12 protein-coding genes are annotated in these 15,587 nt (G+C 70.4%); 3 read left to right on the top strand and 9 right to left on the bottom strand.

The features are described 5' to 3' along the window. Nucleotides 1-44 precede the first annotated feature (44 nt). The gene (locus tag ACFXOA_RS11230; protein WP_385025056.1) at nucleotides 45-1,436 is read left to right on the top strand and encodes a purine-cytosine permease family protein; all 1,392 of its coding nucleotides are present in this window, start codon (nucleotides 45-47) and stop codon (nucleotides 1,434-1,436) included. A 91-nt stretch (nucleotides 1,437-1,527) separates the two neighbouring features. On the opposite strand, the gene ACFXOA_RS11225 is transcribed toward ACFXOA_RS11230, so the two are convergent. The 4 genes from ACFXOA_RS11225 to ACFXOA_RS11210 all read right to left on the bottom strand — a co-directional run bounded on the left by ACFXOA_RS11225 (nucleotide 1,528) and on the right by ACFXOA_RS11210 (nucleotide 8,194). Next, nucleotides 1,528-2,946 (bottom strand): sugar porter family MFS transporter, encoded by a 1,419-nt coding sequence (locus ACFXOA_RS11225; protein ID WP_385025053.1) that lies wholly within the window; start codon nucleotides 2,944-2,946, stop codon nucleotides 1,528-1,530. 253 nt (nucleotides 2,947-3,199) lie between these two features. Next, nucleotides 3,200-6,937 carry an AAA family ATPase gene (locus tag ACFXOA_RS11220; protein WP_385025050.1) on the bottom strand — a complete coding sequence of 1,246 codons (3,738 nt, stop codon included), beginning with the start codon at nucleotides 6,935-6,937 and terminating at the stop codon, nucleotides 3,200-3,202. 314 nt (nucleotides 6,938-7,251) lie between these two features. After that, complete coding sequence (locus ACFXOA_RS11215; protein WP_362554740.1) at nucleotides 7,252-7,464, bottom strand: hypothetical protein; 213 nt, start codon at nucleotides 7,462-7,464, stop codon at nucleotides 7,252-7,254. A gap of 448 nt (nucleotides 7,465-7,912) precedes the next feature. Continuing rightward, entirely contained in the window at nucleotides 7,913-8,194 is a 282-nt protein-coding gene (locus ACFXOA_RS11210) for an acylphosphatase (RefSeq protein WP_385025047.1), read from the bottom strand. Between the two features lie 156 nt (nucleotides 8,195-8,350). Between ACFXOA_RS11210 and ACFXOA_RS11205 the strand changes: the two genes are divergently transcribed. Together ACFXOA_RS11205 and ACFXOA_RS11200 are read left to right on the top strand one after the other, a co-directional pair. After that, on the top strand, nucleotides 8,351-9,340 hold the full coding sequence (locus tag ACFXOA_RS11205; RefSeq protein ID WP_385025044.1) for a CAP domain-containing protein: 990 nt from the start codon (nucleotides 8,351-8,353) through the stop codon (nucleotides 9,338-9,340). A gap of 174 nt (nucleotides 9,341-9,514) precedes the next feature. Continuing rightward, nucleotides 9,515-11,557, top strand: coding sequence for a fibronectin type III domain-containing protein (locus tag ACFXOA_RS11200; protein ID WP_385025041.1), 2,043 nt, complete (start codon nucleotides 9,515-9,517; stop codon nucleotides 11,555-11,557). A gap of 55 nt (nucleotides 11,558-11,612) precedes the next feature. On the opposite strand, the gene mutM is transcribed toward ACFXOA_RS11200, so the two are convergent. The 5 genes from mutM to ACFXOA_RS11175 all read right to left on the bottom strand — a co-directional run bounded on the left by mutM (nucleotide 11,613) and on the right by ACFXOA_RS11175 (nucleotide 15,507). Further along, nucleotides 11,613-12,470, bottom strand: coding sequence for a bifunctional DNA-formamidopyrimidine glycosylase/DNA-(apurinic or apyrimidinic site) lyase (mutM, locus tag ACFXOA_RS11195; RefSeq protein WP_385025038.1), 858 nt, complete (start codon nucleotides 12,468-12,470; stop codon nucleotides 11,613-11,615). A gap of 100 nt (nucleotides 12,471-12,570) precedes the next feature. Then, nucleotides 12,571-13,395, bottom strand: coding sequence for a ribonuclease III (gene rnc / locus ACFXOA_RS11190; protein ID WP_385025035.1), 825 nt, complete (start codon nucleotides 13,393-13,395; stop codon nucleotides 12,571-12,573). Nucleotides 13,396-13,414: 19 nt separating this feature from the next. Continuing rightward, nucleotides 13,415-13,588 (bottom strand): 50S ribosomal protein L32, encoded by a 174-nt coding sequence (gene rpmF, locus ACFXOA_RS11185; RefSeq protein ID WP_003965982.1) that lies wholly within the window; start codon nucleotides 13,586-13,588, stop codon nucleotides 13,415-13,417. A gap of 2 nt (nucleotides 13,589-13,590) precedes the next feature. Then, the gene (locus ACFXOA_RS11180; RefSeq protein ID WP_385025033.1) at nucleotides 13,591-14,199 is read right to left on the bottom strand and encodes a YceD family protein; all 609 of its coding nucleotides are present in this window, start codon (nucleotides 14,197-14,199) and stop codon (nucleotides 13,591-13,593) included. A gap of 210 nt (nucleotides 14,200-14,409) precedes the next feature. Next, nucleotides 14,410-15,507: a cell division initiation protein gene (locus ACFXOA_RS11175; protein ID WP_385025030.1), complete on the bottom strand. Its 1,098-nt coding sequence runs from the start codon at nucleotides 15,505-15,507 to the stop codon at nucleotides 14,410-14,412. Between the last annotated feature and the right edge of the window lie 80 nt (nucleotides 15,508-15,587).

Below are 15,587 nucleotides of genomic sequence, written 5' to 3'. Positions count from 1 at the left end.
ACGATCGGGATGCCACGTTTGGGGGTAAAGGTACGCTTCTGCCCGTGGAGAACCGCGGCCTGGACCCCGTCCCCGACGGTGAGCGCACCGGCCGGGTCCGCTCCCTCCTCACCACGTGGGCCACGGCCAACATGACGGTCCTGCTGCTGACCGTGGGCGCGGGGCTGACCGTGCTCGACGGGCTCAACTTCTGGCAGGTGCTGGCCGTGGGGGCGGTCGCCCCCGTCCTGTCCTTCGGGCTCGTCGGCATGGTGTCGGTAGCGGGGAAGCGTGGCGGCGCCCCCGGTATGGCGCTGTCACGGGCGGTCTTCGGCCAGCGCGGGAATCTCCTCCCCGGGGCCCTGGTGTGGGTGTCCCGCTGGGGCTGGGAGAGCGTCAACGCGGTCACGGGCTCCTACGCTCTGCTCGCGGTGCTCGATCTGACACTCGGGGTCCGGAGATCCTCCGGGGCGGCCCTGGTGACCCTGACGGCGTTCGTCGCCGCGGGCTTCCTGGTCTCGGGGCTGGGGTTCCGCGCACTGCGGGTGTCCTCCAGGATCTCCGCCTGCCTCTTCGGCGCGGCGAGCCTGCTCGTACTGGCCCGTCTGATCGCGACGGCCCCCTGGGCCGCCCTGCTGGCCCGGCCTCCGGGAGAGGCGGCGCTGGTGACGGCGGGGATCGGGACCCTGGCCGCCGGCGGCATCAGCTGGGCCCCGTCGGCTCCCGACTTCACCCGATACCTGCCGAGGTCCGCTTCGGCCGCGGCGCTGGTGGGGGCAGCCGCGGGCGGAGCCCTGGCCGTGGTGCTCCCCCTGGTGACGACGGGCGCGGTGATGGCGGTGGCCTCACCGGACCTCGCCTCCGCCAGGGACCCCGTGTCGTTCGTCGGCGACCTGCTGCCGCGGTGGATCGCCGTTCCCTACCTGCTGACGGCGGTCGTCGGCATGATGCTGATCAACTCGATGTCCCTCTACTCGGCGGGGTTCACGGCGCAGACACTCGGCTTCGCGCTGCCCCGCGCCTGGGCCGTGGGGGTGAACGCGGCGATCAGCCTGCTGCTCGGCGGGCTGCTCATGGTCGTGGCGACGAGCTTCCTCGGTACCTTCCTCTCCTTCCTGACCTTGCTGGGCGTGACCTTCTCGGCCTGGATCGGGGTGTTCGGGGTCGACCTGCTGCGCGGTCGCACCTACGACCGGGTGGCGCTCATGGACACGGGGCCGGGCAGCGGCTACTGGTACACGGCCGGATTCAGCCGGCCCGCCGTGGGGGCCTGGGCGGCCGGGCTAGTGGTGGGACTGCTCCTGACGGAGGTCGAGTGGTTCAGCGGGCCGCTCGCCTCCACCCGGGTGGGCCGCGACGGACTGGGCTGGGCGGTGACGGTGCTCGTCTCCGGAGGGCTCTACGCCGTCCTGCCACGCCCGGCCGACGGGACGGGTGGTACGCCGCGCGGGCTCTGACGCCCGGCGTCCGGACGCTCGGCCCGTACGGCGCTGCCCCGGTCCGGCACGGGCCGGACCGGGGCAGCGGTCGAGGAGGGGGCAGCGGGGATCAGCCCATCTCCTCCAGCGCCTTGCCCTTGGTCTCCTTCACGAACTTGAGCACGAAGGGGATGGAGAGCACGGCGAAGCAGGTGTAGATGATGTAGGTGCCCGAGAGGTTCCAGTCGGAGAGGCTGGGGAAGCTCGCGGTGATCGCCCAGTTGGCGATCCACTGCGCGGAGGCGGCGACACCGAGGGCGGCGGCGCGGATCCGGTTCGGGAACATCTCGCCGAGGAAGACCCAGACGACGACACCCCACGACAGGGCGAAGAAGAGCACGAAGACGTGGGCCGCGATCAGCGCCACGGTGCCCTGCGCGGTGGGCAGCTTCCCGTCGACCAGGTCCGCGGAGAAGGCCCATGCCTCGAAGGCCAGGGCGACGGCCATACCGGCGGAGCCGACGAGTGCGAGCGGCCGGCGGCCGACCCGGTCCACCAGGATCATGGCGATCACGGTGCCGATGATGTTGATGATCGAGGTGGTGAACGAGTAGAAGAACGAGTCGGTCGGGTCGATGCCCACGGACTGCCACAGCGTCGCCGAGTAGTAGAAGGCGACGTTGATGCCGACGAGCTGCTGGAAGACCGACAGCCCGATACCGACCCAGACGATCGGCAGGAAGCCGAACCGGCTGCCGAGCAGGTCGCTGAACTTCGACTTGTGCTCACGGCGCATGGCCGTCTCGATCTCCTCGACGCGGGCGTCGAGGTCGACGTTCTTGCCCTCGACCTCTTCGAGGATCTGCCGGGCACGGTCCCTCTTGCCGACGGAGATCAGGAAGCGCGGCGACTCGGGGATCGCGAAGGAGAGCAGGCCGTAGAGGATGGCCGGCACGACCATCACGCCGAGCATCCACTGCCAGGCCTCGAATCCGGCGATCTCACCGCGCTGGTCGCCGTCGGCGATCTGCAGGATGCCGTAGTTGACCAGCTGCGAGATCGCGATGCCGACGACGATCGCGGCCTGCTGGAAGGACCCGAGACGTCCGCGGTAGGCGGGCGGGGAGACCTCGGCGATGTAGGCCGGGCCGATGACCGAGGCCATACCGATCGCGAAGCCGCCGATGATCCGCCACATGGCGAGATCCCAGAGGGCGAACGGCAGCGCGGACCCGACGGCGCTGATGGTGAACAGCACCGCGGCGATCTGCATGCAGCGGATACGGCCGATCCGGTCCGCGATCCGGCCCGCGGTCGCGGCACCGATCGCACAGCCGATCAGCGCGATGGCGATCACCTGTGCGAGCGTCCCCGACCCGATGTCGTAGCGGTCGCGGATGGCCTCGACCGCACCGTTGATCACGGAGCTGTCGTAGCCGAAGAGGAAACCGCCCATCGCCGCGGCGGCGGTGATGAAGATGACATGGCCGAGATGGTCCGGGTGGGCCTCCCGGGCTCCGGACTCCGGTCCGCGCGCTCTGCTGGTCACATGAACTCCTGATACCTGGCCGCAACGTCAGGCGTGGGGGGTGAGCCCTCCCAGTGGCGCACAACTTTCAGTCGACCACCACTTGAAGGCAAAAACAACATTGCTGAGGTTATGCGTTCAAGTTCCGAAGTCAAGAGGCGATGAAGATCCCCTGACACTTCACAATCACCCAGAAACACCCAAAACCTACGTTGAAGTATTGAAGATTTGGTAAAGCCGGCCTGATGGCCTGTCAGTCCGTATGCCCCGGATCTCAGCGAAGACGCTGACTGATCACCTTGGAGACTCCGTCCCCCTGCATGGAGACTCCGTACAGCGCGTCGGCGACCTCCATCGTCCGCTTCTGGTGCGTGATCACGATGAGCTGGGAGCTCTCCTGGAGCTCCTCCATGATCCGGATCAGGCGCTGCAGATTGGTGTCGTCGAGCGCCGCCTCCACCTCGTCCATGACGTAGAACGGGCTCGGCCTCGCCTTGAAGATGGAGACCAGCAGGGCAACTGCCGTAAGGGATCTCTCGCCCCCGGACAGCAGCGACAGGCGCTTGACCTTCTTGCCGGGCGGCCTCGCCTCGACGTCGAGACCGGTCGTCAGCATGTTGTCCGGGTCGGTGAGGACGAGGCGTCCCTCACCGCCGGGGAAGAGGCGGGAGAAGACGCCCTCGAACTCACGCGCGGTGTCCCGGAAGGCCTCCGTGAACACCTGCTCCACGCGTTCGTCGACCTCCTTGATCACCTGCATCAGATCGGCCCGGGTCCGCTTCAGGTCCTCGAGCTGCTCGGAGAGGAACTTGTGCCGTTCCTCCAGCGCCGAGAACTCCTCGAGAGCCAGCGGATTCACCTTCCCGAGTTGCTGATACGCCCGTTCGGCCGCCTTCAGCCTCTTCTCCTGCTCGGCCCTGACGAAGGGCTTCGGCTGGTTCCGGGGGTGCTCGGGATCCTCGGGAAGTTCCTCGCCCTCGGCAGCGGGTGAGGGCGGCACCGGTTGGCCGGGGCCGTACTCCTCGGCGAGACCGGCCGGCTCGACGCCGAACTCCTCCAGCGCCTTGGCCTCCACCTGCTCCATGCGCAGCCGCTTCTCCGCCCCGAGGACCTCGCCCCGGTGCACCGAGTCCGTCAGCCTGTCCAGCTCGCTCTTGAGGTCCCGGCCGCGGCCGCGCTCGGCGGCCAGGTCCCGCTCACGTTCGTCCTTCGCGGCCTCTGCCCTGGACCGCTCCTCCTCGGCGCGGACGACCGACACCTCCACGTGGGCGAGCAGCTGCCGGGCGCCCGAGGCCACGGCGCCGGCGACGGTCGCCTCGTGGCGCAGCCGGGCGCGGCGCTGCTCGGCACGGGCGCGGGCCTCGCGTTCGGCGCGGGCTCCCCGGTCGAGGGCGTCGGCCCGTCCGGCCAGCGCCTTGACCCGCTCCTCGTGGGTACGGGCCTGGAGGCGCGCCTCCATCTCGGTCTGGCGCGCGTTGGCGCCGTCGGCGGCGAGCCGGTCGCGTACGGAGGTGTCGGGCTCCTCCTCCACGGGGGTCTCCTCGGCGACCAGCAGGCGTTCCGCCAGCTCCTCGGCCTCCTCGGTCGCCCGCTCCAGCGCCTCCTGCGCCCGGGCGGCGGAGGCCGTCGTACGCTCCGCCTCCCCGGCCGCGCCACGGGCCTGCCCCGCCAGCCGCCCGAGCTGCTGCGCGACACCGGACTTCTCCCGCTCGGCGGCCCGGCGCCGCTCCCCCAGTTCCTCCACACGGGCGGCTCCCTCCGCCCGGCGGGCCGCGGCCGCGCGCTGGGCCGAGGCGAGCTCCTCGCAGCGCACGGCGAGCTCGGCCAGCTCGGCGGCGGCCTCGTCGACCGATGCCTGCACCTCCAGCAGGCTGGGTGCCCCCGCGGACCCGCCGTGCGCGAAGTGGGCTCCGAGGACGTCGCCCTCGGAGGTGACGGCCGTCAGCCCGGGATGGGCCGCGACCATTTCCGCGGCGTCCTCCAGGGTGTCGACGACCACCATGTCCCGCACCAGTCGCCGCACGGCCGCCATCAGGTCGGCGGGCCCGCTCAGCAGACCGGCGACCGCCGGAGCGGGGTGTTCCCCTGTGACGGACCGGCCGGGGGACGGCTCGGGCAGGCCGGCGGGCACGGCGGCACCGCGTCGCGTCCCGGCCTCCGTCACCGTCCCCGGTGCGGGGAGCGTGACGGCCGTTGCCGGCCCGTCCTCCACCGCCGCGGCCTGGCCGGGCACATGGCCGGCCGGAGGCTCCGGGATCTGCTCCGTTCCCTGCGCCGGGACCTGCGCGCTCCCGGAGCCACCCGGCAGCAGGGCCGCCCGCCCGGCGTCCTGCTTGCGGAGCATGCGGATCGCCTCGGCCGCCGTGTCGAGGTCGGTGACCGCGATCGCGTCGGCGGCGGCCCCCAGTGCGGCGGCGACCGCGACCTCGTGTCCCGGTGCAACCGTGAGCAGCTCCGCGGCAGGGCCCAGCAGACCGGGCAGCCGGTCCCCGGCGGCGAGCAGCGCTCCCGTGCCGTCCTTGCGCCGCAGCCCCAGCGACAGCGCCTCGTGCCGGGCCGAGACGGCGGCCCGGCTGCGCTCGGCCGAGGTGAGCGCCTCGCGGGCGGCGCTCAGCTCGGTCTCGGCTCCGGCGAGCTCCCGCTTCGCGGCCTCGTGCCGTCCGGCCAGTTCCTCGTCGTCGGCGTCCAGTCCGTCGACCTCGGCCCTGAGCTGCTCGTACTCCTCCTGAGCCGCGGTCGCCCGCTCCAGGGCCTCGTCCCGGGACGCGGCCAGCCGGTCGATCTCGGCCTGTGCCGAACCCGCCCGGCTGCGGGCCGCGTTGACCTGGCCGGTGAGCCGGGCGAGGCCCTCACGCCGGTCGGCGATGGCGCGGGCGGCGTCGCGGAGCCTGCGTTCCTCCGCCGCCAACTCCCTTTCCAGTTCGGTCCGGTGCGCGGTGGTGTCCTCCAGGGCGTGCTCCGCCGCCTCGAGCGCCGCCTCAAGTTCCGCCTCCTGCTCACGGATCCGCGCGGCCTCGCGTTCCATGTCCTCCGGGTCACGTCCCCGGCGCTCCTCCTCCGGTGCGGAGACGGCGCTCTTGACCCGTGCCTCGGCGAGCGAGACGGTGCCGCGGACACGCTCGGCCAGCTGCGACAGCTCGTACCAGGTCTGCTGGGCGCGCTGGAGCCTGGGGGCCAGCCGGCGCACCTCGTCCTCCAGGTCCGCCTCCCGGACCAGCGCCGCCTTCAGCTCGGCCTCTGCCGCCTCCCGGCGCTGCTTGAGGGCGGCCTCGTCGGCGATCTCCTCGCGCAGCGCCTCGCGCAGCCCCACCAGGTCGTCGGCCAGGAGCCTCAGCCGGGCGTCCCTCAGATCCGCCTGGATGACGGCGGCCCGGCGCGCCACGGCGGCCTGCCGGCCGAGTGGCTTGAGCTGGCGCCGCAGTTCGTCCGTCAGATCCTGGACGCGCGCGAGATTGGCGCCCATCGCCTCCAGCTTCCGCAGCGCCTTCTCCTTGCGCTTGCGGTGCTTGAGGACCCCGGCCGCCTCCTCGATGAAGGCGCGGCGCCCCGTCGGGTCGGCGTGCAGGACGGAGTCGAGCCGGCCCTGGCCGACGATGACGTGCATCTCCCTGCCGATGCCGGAATCGGAGAGGAGTTCCTGGATGTCGAGCAGCCGGCAGGTGTCCCCGTTGATCTGGTATTCGCTGCCGCCGTTTCGGAACATGATCCGGGTGATGGTGACTTCGGCGTACTCGATGGGGAGCGCACCATCGGAATTGTCGATCGTCAGCGACACCTCCGCGCGGCCCAGAGGGGGTCTCCCCGTGGTGCCGGCGAAGATCACGTCCTCCATCTTGCCGCCACGCAGGGATTTGGCCCCCTGCTCCCCCATGACCCAGGAGAGCGCGTCCACCACATTGGATTTGCCGGATCCGTTCGGGCCGACGACGCAGGTGATACCGGGTTCGAACCGCAGGGTCGTGGCGGAGGCGAACGATTTGAAACCACGGAGGGTCAGGGCCTTGAGGTGCACGCCGCCGGACTCTACCTTTCACTCTCGGTTTCGCTGATGAAGGTGCAGGGCACATCAGACGGTAAGCGAAGAGCGATAGGGCGGGGATGATACCGGGGGAAAGAAAAAAGGGACGCCGAAGCGTCCCTGTGTACGTCCCGCACAGCGCTGCCGTGCGGTCGTCCGAGCAGAGTCCTACGTGACGGATCGCGAACAGGCGCGGTCCGGGAGCGGTCCCCGGTGATCCGGAACGACGATCCGTGACGAAGACTTCGAGGGGTTGAATCCCGAGCGACTGGCTTACGGCCCCGACCGGCCCCGGCAGGGCCTTGGGATCAGGTCAGCGCGGGCTCCGCCTGGGGTACGTCGATGTCGATGCTGTCGAGCAACGACTCCTGGTGCTGGGCGGCGGCGTTGAGCGCGTCGTTCTCGTCCTGGATCCGTACGAGCTCGGATTCCAGGTCCTGGACGCGCTTCTGAAGCCGTCGCATCTCGGCGAGGAGTCGCGGGTCGGTACCGCCGACGTAACCGAGAAGCGCCTTTGCCATGATGGATGGTCCTCCACACTGAGTGACCGACCGCTGAGGTGTGGGTCGTGGTCGTGGACGTGAGGGAATCGCACCCGCGGCGTTCGGCAGTGTTGTCTCTTCACTGCTGTTCTGCTGTCACCAGCCCTGCCGAACAGCTCAGGTGCGCGGGGTTTTCAGCGTCTCACCAAAAAGTTTGACGGTCAACACGATCACATGCCAGCGAGTCGGGCGGCCCGGGGGCGCGCAGCCGGCTGATCGCGCGGCGCGGCTCTCCTGCGGGTCCCGAAGGGCTTGGAGATCTTCTTCAATGCCGCAGCCTGACACGGCGTGCGCGTCTTGGCAACCATGTCCGGCCGCCTGCTTCTTTCGCAGGTCATTTCGGGTGCGAGGCCTTCATCCCCACCCCCGGGCACTCACTCCGGCCGCCCGCGAGCAGAGTGAATCCGATCTGCTTCCGCCGCCGCCTTCAGCGGATCGCGAATCCGTCGTATCCACCGCGGGGCGTGTCCCAGATCTCAGTGACCCCGTCCACGCGGCCGGGTGTGTCGTCGGAGCCGAGCCAGCTGAGCAGACGGTGGCAATTCTCACGTGGACCTTCGGCCACCACCTGCACCCGGCCGTCGTCGAGATTGAGCGCGAAGCCGGTGAGATTTCCGATCTCCAAAGCATTTGCCCTGGTGAACCAGCGGAACCCTACTTGCTGTACTCGTCCGCGTACCCATACGACGAGTCGTGCATCTTCGTTCATGACCGAACGCTAACCGTCCAATTGCCCGGGAAGCACCTCGCCCCCATTCCGCGATGGCGTAAGGTCCCCTCGCAATAGCCTCACTCGAACGGGTGAGCTTGATCTTGAATGCGGTGACGTCGGAACGACGCCCGGAGCACGAGGAAGGCACAGCGCATGGGACGGCATCGACGCGCAGGCGCGGCCCCCGCCGCTGAGCAGGACGCGGCGCACACCACGGGCGGGCACCATCACGGCACCCGCCGGAGGAAGCGGGCCGGTATACCGGTGCGTGCCGGACTCCTCGGGGTGTCCGCGGCCGTGGCGGTGGGCGCGGTCGCCGTGGCTTCCGGACTGCTGCCGGGCGGTGACGGCTACAGCGTCAGCGGCAACGGTGTGGCCGACCAGGTCCACGCCGGTGGCGCCCCCGATCTGCTGACCCAGGGCGGCACGTCCGCCGAACCGACCGACCGTACGTCCGCCTCCGCGTCTGCGCAGGCCAGCCGGGGTGCGGACCGTTCCGCCGCTCCCTCGCGGTCTCCTTCCGCCTCGGCGAGCCCGTCGAAGTCGGCCGGCGCCAAGGCGTCCGCCACGGCCACGAAGCCCTCCGCCACCGCCTCGAAGAAGGCGACGAAATCACCGGAGCGCACCAAGGCTCCCGCGCGGACCAAGGCACCCGTGGCCCAGCCGAAGAAGACCGCCACGTCGGCCCCCGCGACCAAGTCCGCATCCCCGAAGCCCTCCACGGCCTCCCCGAGCAGCAGGCCCAGCGCCGCTCCGAGCCCGTCGGCCGCCTCCGCCCAGGCCACCGTGCTGTCCCTGGTCAACCAGGAGCGCGCGAAGGTCGGCTGCAGCCCGGTCACGACCAGTTCCCCCCTCACGGCGCTCGCCCAGGACTTCAGCGAGGACATGGCCGCCCGCGACTTCTTCGGCCACACCGACCCGGACGGGAAGACCCCCTGGGACCGCGCCGCCGCGGCGGGTGTGGACGGCCTCGGCGGGGAGAACATCGCTCGCGGCCAGGCCGACGCACAGGCCGTCATGGACGCCTGGATGGCCAGCGACGGTCACCGAGCAAACATTCTCAACTGCGACTACAAGACCATGGGCGTCGGTGTGCACCTCGGCTCCGGCGGGCCTTGGTGGACGCAGGACTTCGGCTTCTGAGCCGACCGTCCGGCTGAATTCCGCCCCTGCCCGTCCCGGACCGGCAGGGGCGGCTCCGTTCCGTCGCCCCTCGAAGCAGTCCCGGCTTCCGGACCTACAACCATGCGGCCCTCACAGGAGTCTTGATCGTCGGCAGTCACCTCGTGACGCGGACGACCAGAACCGAAGGAACGCATGAACCGACCCAGAGTCACCACGGTGGCCACGGCCGCCGCCGTGGTGCTCGCCGCGGCGGGCAGCCTGCTCGCGACGGCCTCCCCCTCCTCCGCAGCCGTGACCTGCGCGTCGCCCGTCTTCAAGCGGACGTTCTACGCGAACACCACGTTCACCGGGACGCCCAAGGGCACCGACTGCGACTCGGTGATCGACCAGAACTGGGGCACAGGCGCACCCGGTTACAAGGGGATGCCCTCCAACGACTTCGGTGTCCGCTGGGCCACGACCCGCGACTTCGGCTCGGGCGGGCCCTTCACGTTCACCGCGTCCTCGCGTGACGGGATCCGCGTCTACGTCGACGGGGTCCGCAAGGTCGACCTGTGGAAGAACGTCGCCGACACTGTCTCCAGGACCACCTATGTCACCATCCCCTCCGGCACGCACAGTCTGCGCATCGACTTCGTGAACTGGACCGGGGCCGCGAACGTCAGGTTCGCCTACGCGCCCCGGACGACGGCCACCGTCGACAAGGTCAAGCCGCTCGTTCCCACCGGGACCACCGTCACCTACAGCCCCGTCACCACCTCCACGAAGGTCAGCTGGGCGAAGAACAAGGAGATGGACCTCGCCGGGTACCGGGTGTACCGGCGCCTGAAGGGCTCCGCCTACCCGTCGGCTCCCCTCGCCACCACCACCACCTCGACGTCGTACACGGACACGACCGCGCCGAAGGACGGCAACGTCTACTACTACGAGGTGCGCGCCTACGACAAGGCGGGCAACGCCTCATCGGGCACCGCCGACCTCGGCGTCACCACGACCGACCGCACGGCCCCCGCGCCTCCGAAGGGCGTCGAGGACAACTGGGCGATGGGCTCCCCCACGAAGATCACGCTCTACTGGGACGGCAACGGCGAACCGGACCTCGCCGAGTACCGGGTGTACCGCTCGACGTCCACCCCTGTCGCCCTCACTCCCGCCAACCGGCTCGCCTCGTCGGGCGGCGGCTACACCGGCCCGCTGCCCCAGACCGGTGACGTCTACTACTACGTGGTCACCGCCGTCGACACCAGCGGCAACGAGTCGGCCGCCTCCGGCACCGCGATGTACTACAGCGACGACCTGACCGGTCCGGTCGACACCGCGCTCGGCGCACGGGCCTCGGAGAGCGAGGCCGGTGTCACCCTGACCTGGGACGCCTCCGCGGGGACCAGCCCCGATTTCGCGGGCTACTCCGTCTTCCGGACCAGCCGCCCAGGCACCTCCAACTCCCAGCGGTCCGAGGTGGGCAAGGGGATCAAGGGCACCAGCTTCACGGATCCGGCCCCGCCGGCCGGCGCCACCTACTCGTACCAGGTCGTCGCCCTGGACCACGAGGGCAACGGCGGCACTCCCTCCGTACCCCTGTCGGTCACCGTCGTCGGCAACACCACGGCGCCCGCCTCCGTCACCGGTGTGAAGGCCGTGCCGAAGGCCAACGGCGTCAGCCTCTCCTGGGACGCGAGCGGTGATCCCGGCCTCGCCCACTACCTCGTCCTGCGCGGCGTGCTCACCGACGGGCAGTGGATGTACAGCCCGGTCCTCCACCCCGCCGACTTCCGGCCGTGGAAGGTCGAGGGGACGGCGTTCCACGACCACGTGCCCGCCGACGGGCAGCAGGTCCGCTACAGCGTCGTGGCCGTCGACCAGTACGGGAACCAGCTGACCCCCGCCACGGGCGCCACCGCGGTGGACGTCACCGAGCTGGATCTCCGCCCGACCGCCCCGGCGGCCCCCGGCGCTCCGGTCGCCTATCTGGGCGCCGACCAGAACGGCTGGCTGTCCTGGGCGCTCGCCGGCACGGAGAGTCTGAGCGAGGTGACCGGCTTCGCGATCCACCGCTGGAACCCGGTGACGCAGGCGTTCGATCTCGTGCACACGGAGCCGATCGGCGCCGGCACCACCTGGGGCTGGAAGGACCCGGCGCTGCCGCCGGCCAGCACGGTCTACTACCGCGTCTCGGTCCTCCGCGAGGACGGGACCACCTCCGACGCGAGTGAGGTGGCCGTCGTGACCCGCTGACGGGACACGTATCGGGCCTGGTGGGGCGCTCAGAGGTGAGTGCCCCACCTCTGCCTCACGAGGACCGGGGCGGACGCTGACAGCGTGGGCAGAAGTAGCTCGACCGGTTCATCCACGGCCGCCTGCGCATCGGCGTACCGCAGCGGCGGCACGGCTCGTCCTCACGCCCGTAGGCGTCCAGGGACCGGTCGAAGTAGCCGGACTCGCCGTTCACGTTGACGTACAGGCTGTCGAAGCTGGTCCCGCCCTGGTCGAGGGCCTCCCGCATGACGTCCCGTACGTGGCCGAGCAGCTCGGCGGTTTTGGGCCGGGTCAGGGTGGCCGTGGGGCGCTCGTAGTGCAGCCGGCTGCGCCAGAGCGCCTCGTCGGCGTAGATGTTGCCCACCCCGCTGATCAGCGACTGGTCGAGCAGGGCCCGTTTGACGGTCGTACGCCGCAGTCGCAGCGCCCGGTGGAAGGCGGCGTCGTCGAAGGCCGGGTCGAGGGGGTCGCGCGCGATGTGCGCGATGACGTCGGGCAGGCCGTCGGGGGTGTTCGCGTGGAGCGACAGGCCGCCGAAGGTGCGCTGGTCCACGAAGCGCAGCTCGGTGCCGAGCCCGTCGTCGAAGCGGATCCTGATCCGCAGGTGCTTCTCGTCGGGGGCGTCCTCCGGCTGCACGAGGAGCTGGCCGCTCATCCCGAGGTGACCGAGGAGGGAGGCGTCCGCCTCGTCGAGGGGGATCCAGAGGTACTTGCCGCGGCGCATCGCCGTACCGAAGCGCAGGCCGACGAGGCGTGCGGCGAAGTCCGTCCCGCCTCCGGGATGACGGCGTACGGCCCGTGGGTGAAGGACCTCGGTCGCCTTGACCGTACGTCCCGACGTCCAGCGTTCCAGTCCCCGCCGCACCACTTCGACCTCGGGCAGTTCGGGCACGGCGGGCACTCCTCGGGAGGTGGAGGGACGGGACGGAGCGGGTGTGACGGGACAGCGAAAACCCCCCGGTGCGCGAGGCACCGAGGGGTTTCCTGATGGGTCAGGCCGGAGCGGCGTCCGAGTGCGGCGACGGGCTGGAAGGGGTGTCGGCGACCCCTCCGTCGGCTGCGGCCTTGGCCGCGGCCTCCCGTGCTTCCGCGGCGGCGCTGATCTCACGCCAGGCGGACTCCGCCGCCTGCTGCTCCGCTTCCTTCTTGCTACGACCGGTGCCGGTGCCGTACGAGACACCACCGACGCGAGCAGCAGCAGTAAAGGTCTTCTCGTGGTCGGGGCCGGTCTCCGTGACGAGGTACTCGGGAACCCCGAGGCTCTCGCTCGCGGTGAGCTCCTGGAGGCTGGTCTTCCAGTCCAGGCCGGCACCGAGGTTGGAGGACCTGTCGATGAGCGGGTCGAAGAGCCGGTGCACCAGCTCCGAGGCCGCTTCCAGGCCCTGGTCGAGATAGACGGCGCCGATCACCGCTTCAAGGGTGTCGGCGAGGATGGAAGCCTTGTCCCGGCCACCCGTGCCCTCTTCACCGCGGCCGAGCCGGATGAAGGAGCCGAGTTCGAGGCCGCGGCCCACCTCGGCAAGCGCACGCGAGTTGACCACCGCGGCCCGCAACTTGGCCAGCTGGCCTTCGGGCAGGTCGGGGTGGGTGCGGTACAGCGTGTCCGTGACCACCAGGCCGAGCACCGAATCCCCGAGGAATTCGAGCCGCTCGTTGGTGGGCAGACCGCCGTTCTCGTACGCGTACGAACGGTGGGTCAGCGCACGCACCAGAAGGGCGGACTCGAGGTGATACCCGAGCCGCCCTTCCAGAAGCGTGTGGGACGAGGCTGTGTTGATGTTGTCTGCCTGCTTCTTGGCGCTGGACAACTCAGACATCGGGCCTCTCACCAGCCGCTCAGACCTCGAGGACCTGGCGCTTGTTGTAGGTGCCGCAGCTCGGGCACGCGATGTGCTGCAGCTTCGGCTCCTGGCAACGCTCGCACGAAACCAGGGTGGGGACCGCAGCCTTCCACTGCGACCGGCGGTGGCGCGTGTTGCTGCGCGACATCTTCCGCTTCGGAACAGCCACGGCTACTTCTCCTGCTTCTCGTCGACGCCCGGTTCGGCGCCGCCCATGTTGTCCTTCTCGCCGTCCTGAACGGTCTCGGCGAGTCCTTGCAGTGCCGCCCAACGGATGTCGACGGCATCGTGGTGGTGATCCGGATTCTCGTCCAGCCTGATTCCGCACTCGGAACACAGGCCGGCACAGGTCTCCTTGCACACCGGCTGCAGCGGCAGTGCGAGCACCACCGCGTCACGCAGCACAGGCTCGAGGTCGAACGAGTCGTCCTCGAGAAAGAACCTGTCCTCGTCGTCCTCGGCGTCGTCGACCGGGTCCGCGGTCCTGCTGCGGTTCCGGTCATCGGCGTCAGGGTACGAGAACATCTCCTGGAAGTCCGCTTCGACCTCCACGGTCAGCGGCTCCAGACACCTTACGCACTCCCCCTCGGCCGTCGCACGGGCGGTACCTGTGACGAGCACCCCTTCCATGACCGATTCGAGGCGGAGGTCCAGCGCCAGGGGCGCATTCTCCGGAACACCGATGACCCCGTCGATGCCGAGGTCCTTCGGTGCGTCCGCCGTGCGGGTCAGCCGCTTCATGGCACCCGGACGCCGACCCAGCTCGCGCGTATCGAACACGAGGGGGTTGCGGTGGTCGAGGTGGCCGTTCAGGGCTTCTCCTGCTTTCGAAAGATCATGTGCGTGGTGAGGCTTCGGGAGGGCCGCCCCGCAGTCTCGTGGACGTCGTCCCGAGAGAAGAGGGCAGCCGGGATCGCGGACATACGCGCGACCGAAGAGCCAGGATACTGGACGTACCGCCCAGCTCCCAATCCGGTCCGGACCCTCCGGTCAGCGCCCCTGTTCGTAGCGGCGCAGCTGCTCCAGGTCGATCATGCTGGTGTCGAAGAGGCTGGTCTCGTCGAGGGCCCCCTCCCCCTGCTGCGCGGGGACCTGCGCCTGCTGGGGCCAGCCGTACTCCGGCGCCTGGTTCGGGTCGTACGCCTGCTGCTGGTAGCCGGCGTACGGGTCGTGCTGCTGGTAGCCGTAGGCGTCCTGGGGCTGCTGCGGGTCCTGGTAGCCGTAACCCTGCGCGTACGTGGGCTCCTGCCCCGACTGGACCGGAAAGCCCTGCGCGGGGTCCTGGTAGGCGGCCGCCGGGGCGTAGCCGGGCTGCTCGGGCTCCGCGTAGGAGGGCTGCCTCGGCTCGGGGGTGGCGAGCTCGGCCAGTCCGGCCCAGTGGTCCTCGTCGCTGAGGTGCGGGCGCCCGTCCACGGCGTCCTGGGCCGCCATGTGCGCGCCGAGGTCGTCGGTGGCGACCCTGCCGTGCAGCTTCTGGCGGCCCCGGCCGACGGCCTCCAGGGTCTTGGCGAGCACCGCCTCGAAGGCGCCGAGCTTGGTGTCGACGTAGTCGTCGGCACGACGGCGCAGTATCTCGGGGTCGGCGCTGCGCTCCGGCGCCTCGGCGAAGTCGGGGTCCTCGTGGCCCTGCTCGTCGAGACCCTCGCCACGGCCCAGGAGCTTCTCCCGGCCGCGGTCCACGGAGCCGATGGTCTTGGTGAGGACGACCTCGAAGTTGGCGAGCTTGCTGTCGACGTACTCGTCCGCCTCGGCGCGTACCTCGTCGGCCTCCCTGCGGGCCTCGGAGAGGATCCGGTCCGCCTCCGCCTGGGAGCGCTGGGCAATCTCCGTGCCGGAGACCAGTGAGCCGCGCTCCGCGCGGGCGGACTCGATGATCCGCTCCGCTTCCTGCCTCGCCTGCTCGACGAGCTGCTCACGGCCGCCGATGAGCTCCTCGGCGTGGGCCAGCGAGCCGGGTAGCGCCTCGCGCACCTCCTCGAGCATCGCGAGCAGTTCGGCCCGGTTGACCACGCAGGACGCCGACATGGGCATGGAGCGGGCGTTCCCGACCGTTTCGACGATCTCGTCGAGCTTCTTCTGCACGTCCACCGTGTGCTCGCCACTCTCTGCTGCTGTTGGAGACGGACGGGGACGACTGTACGGCCAGTCGCCTCCCCACCGACACCTGG

The organism is Streptomyces sp. NPDC059166, assembly GCF_042755185.1.
Taxonomy (GTDB): domain Bacteria; phylum Actinomycetota; class Actinomycetes; order Streptomycetales; family Streptomycetaceae; genus Streptomyces.
The sequence above is the reverse complement of the archived record's forward strand: the minus strand, read 5'-3'. Positions and strand labels throughout refer to the sequence as shown.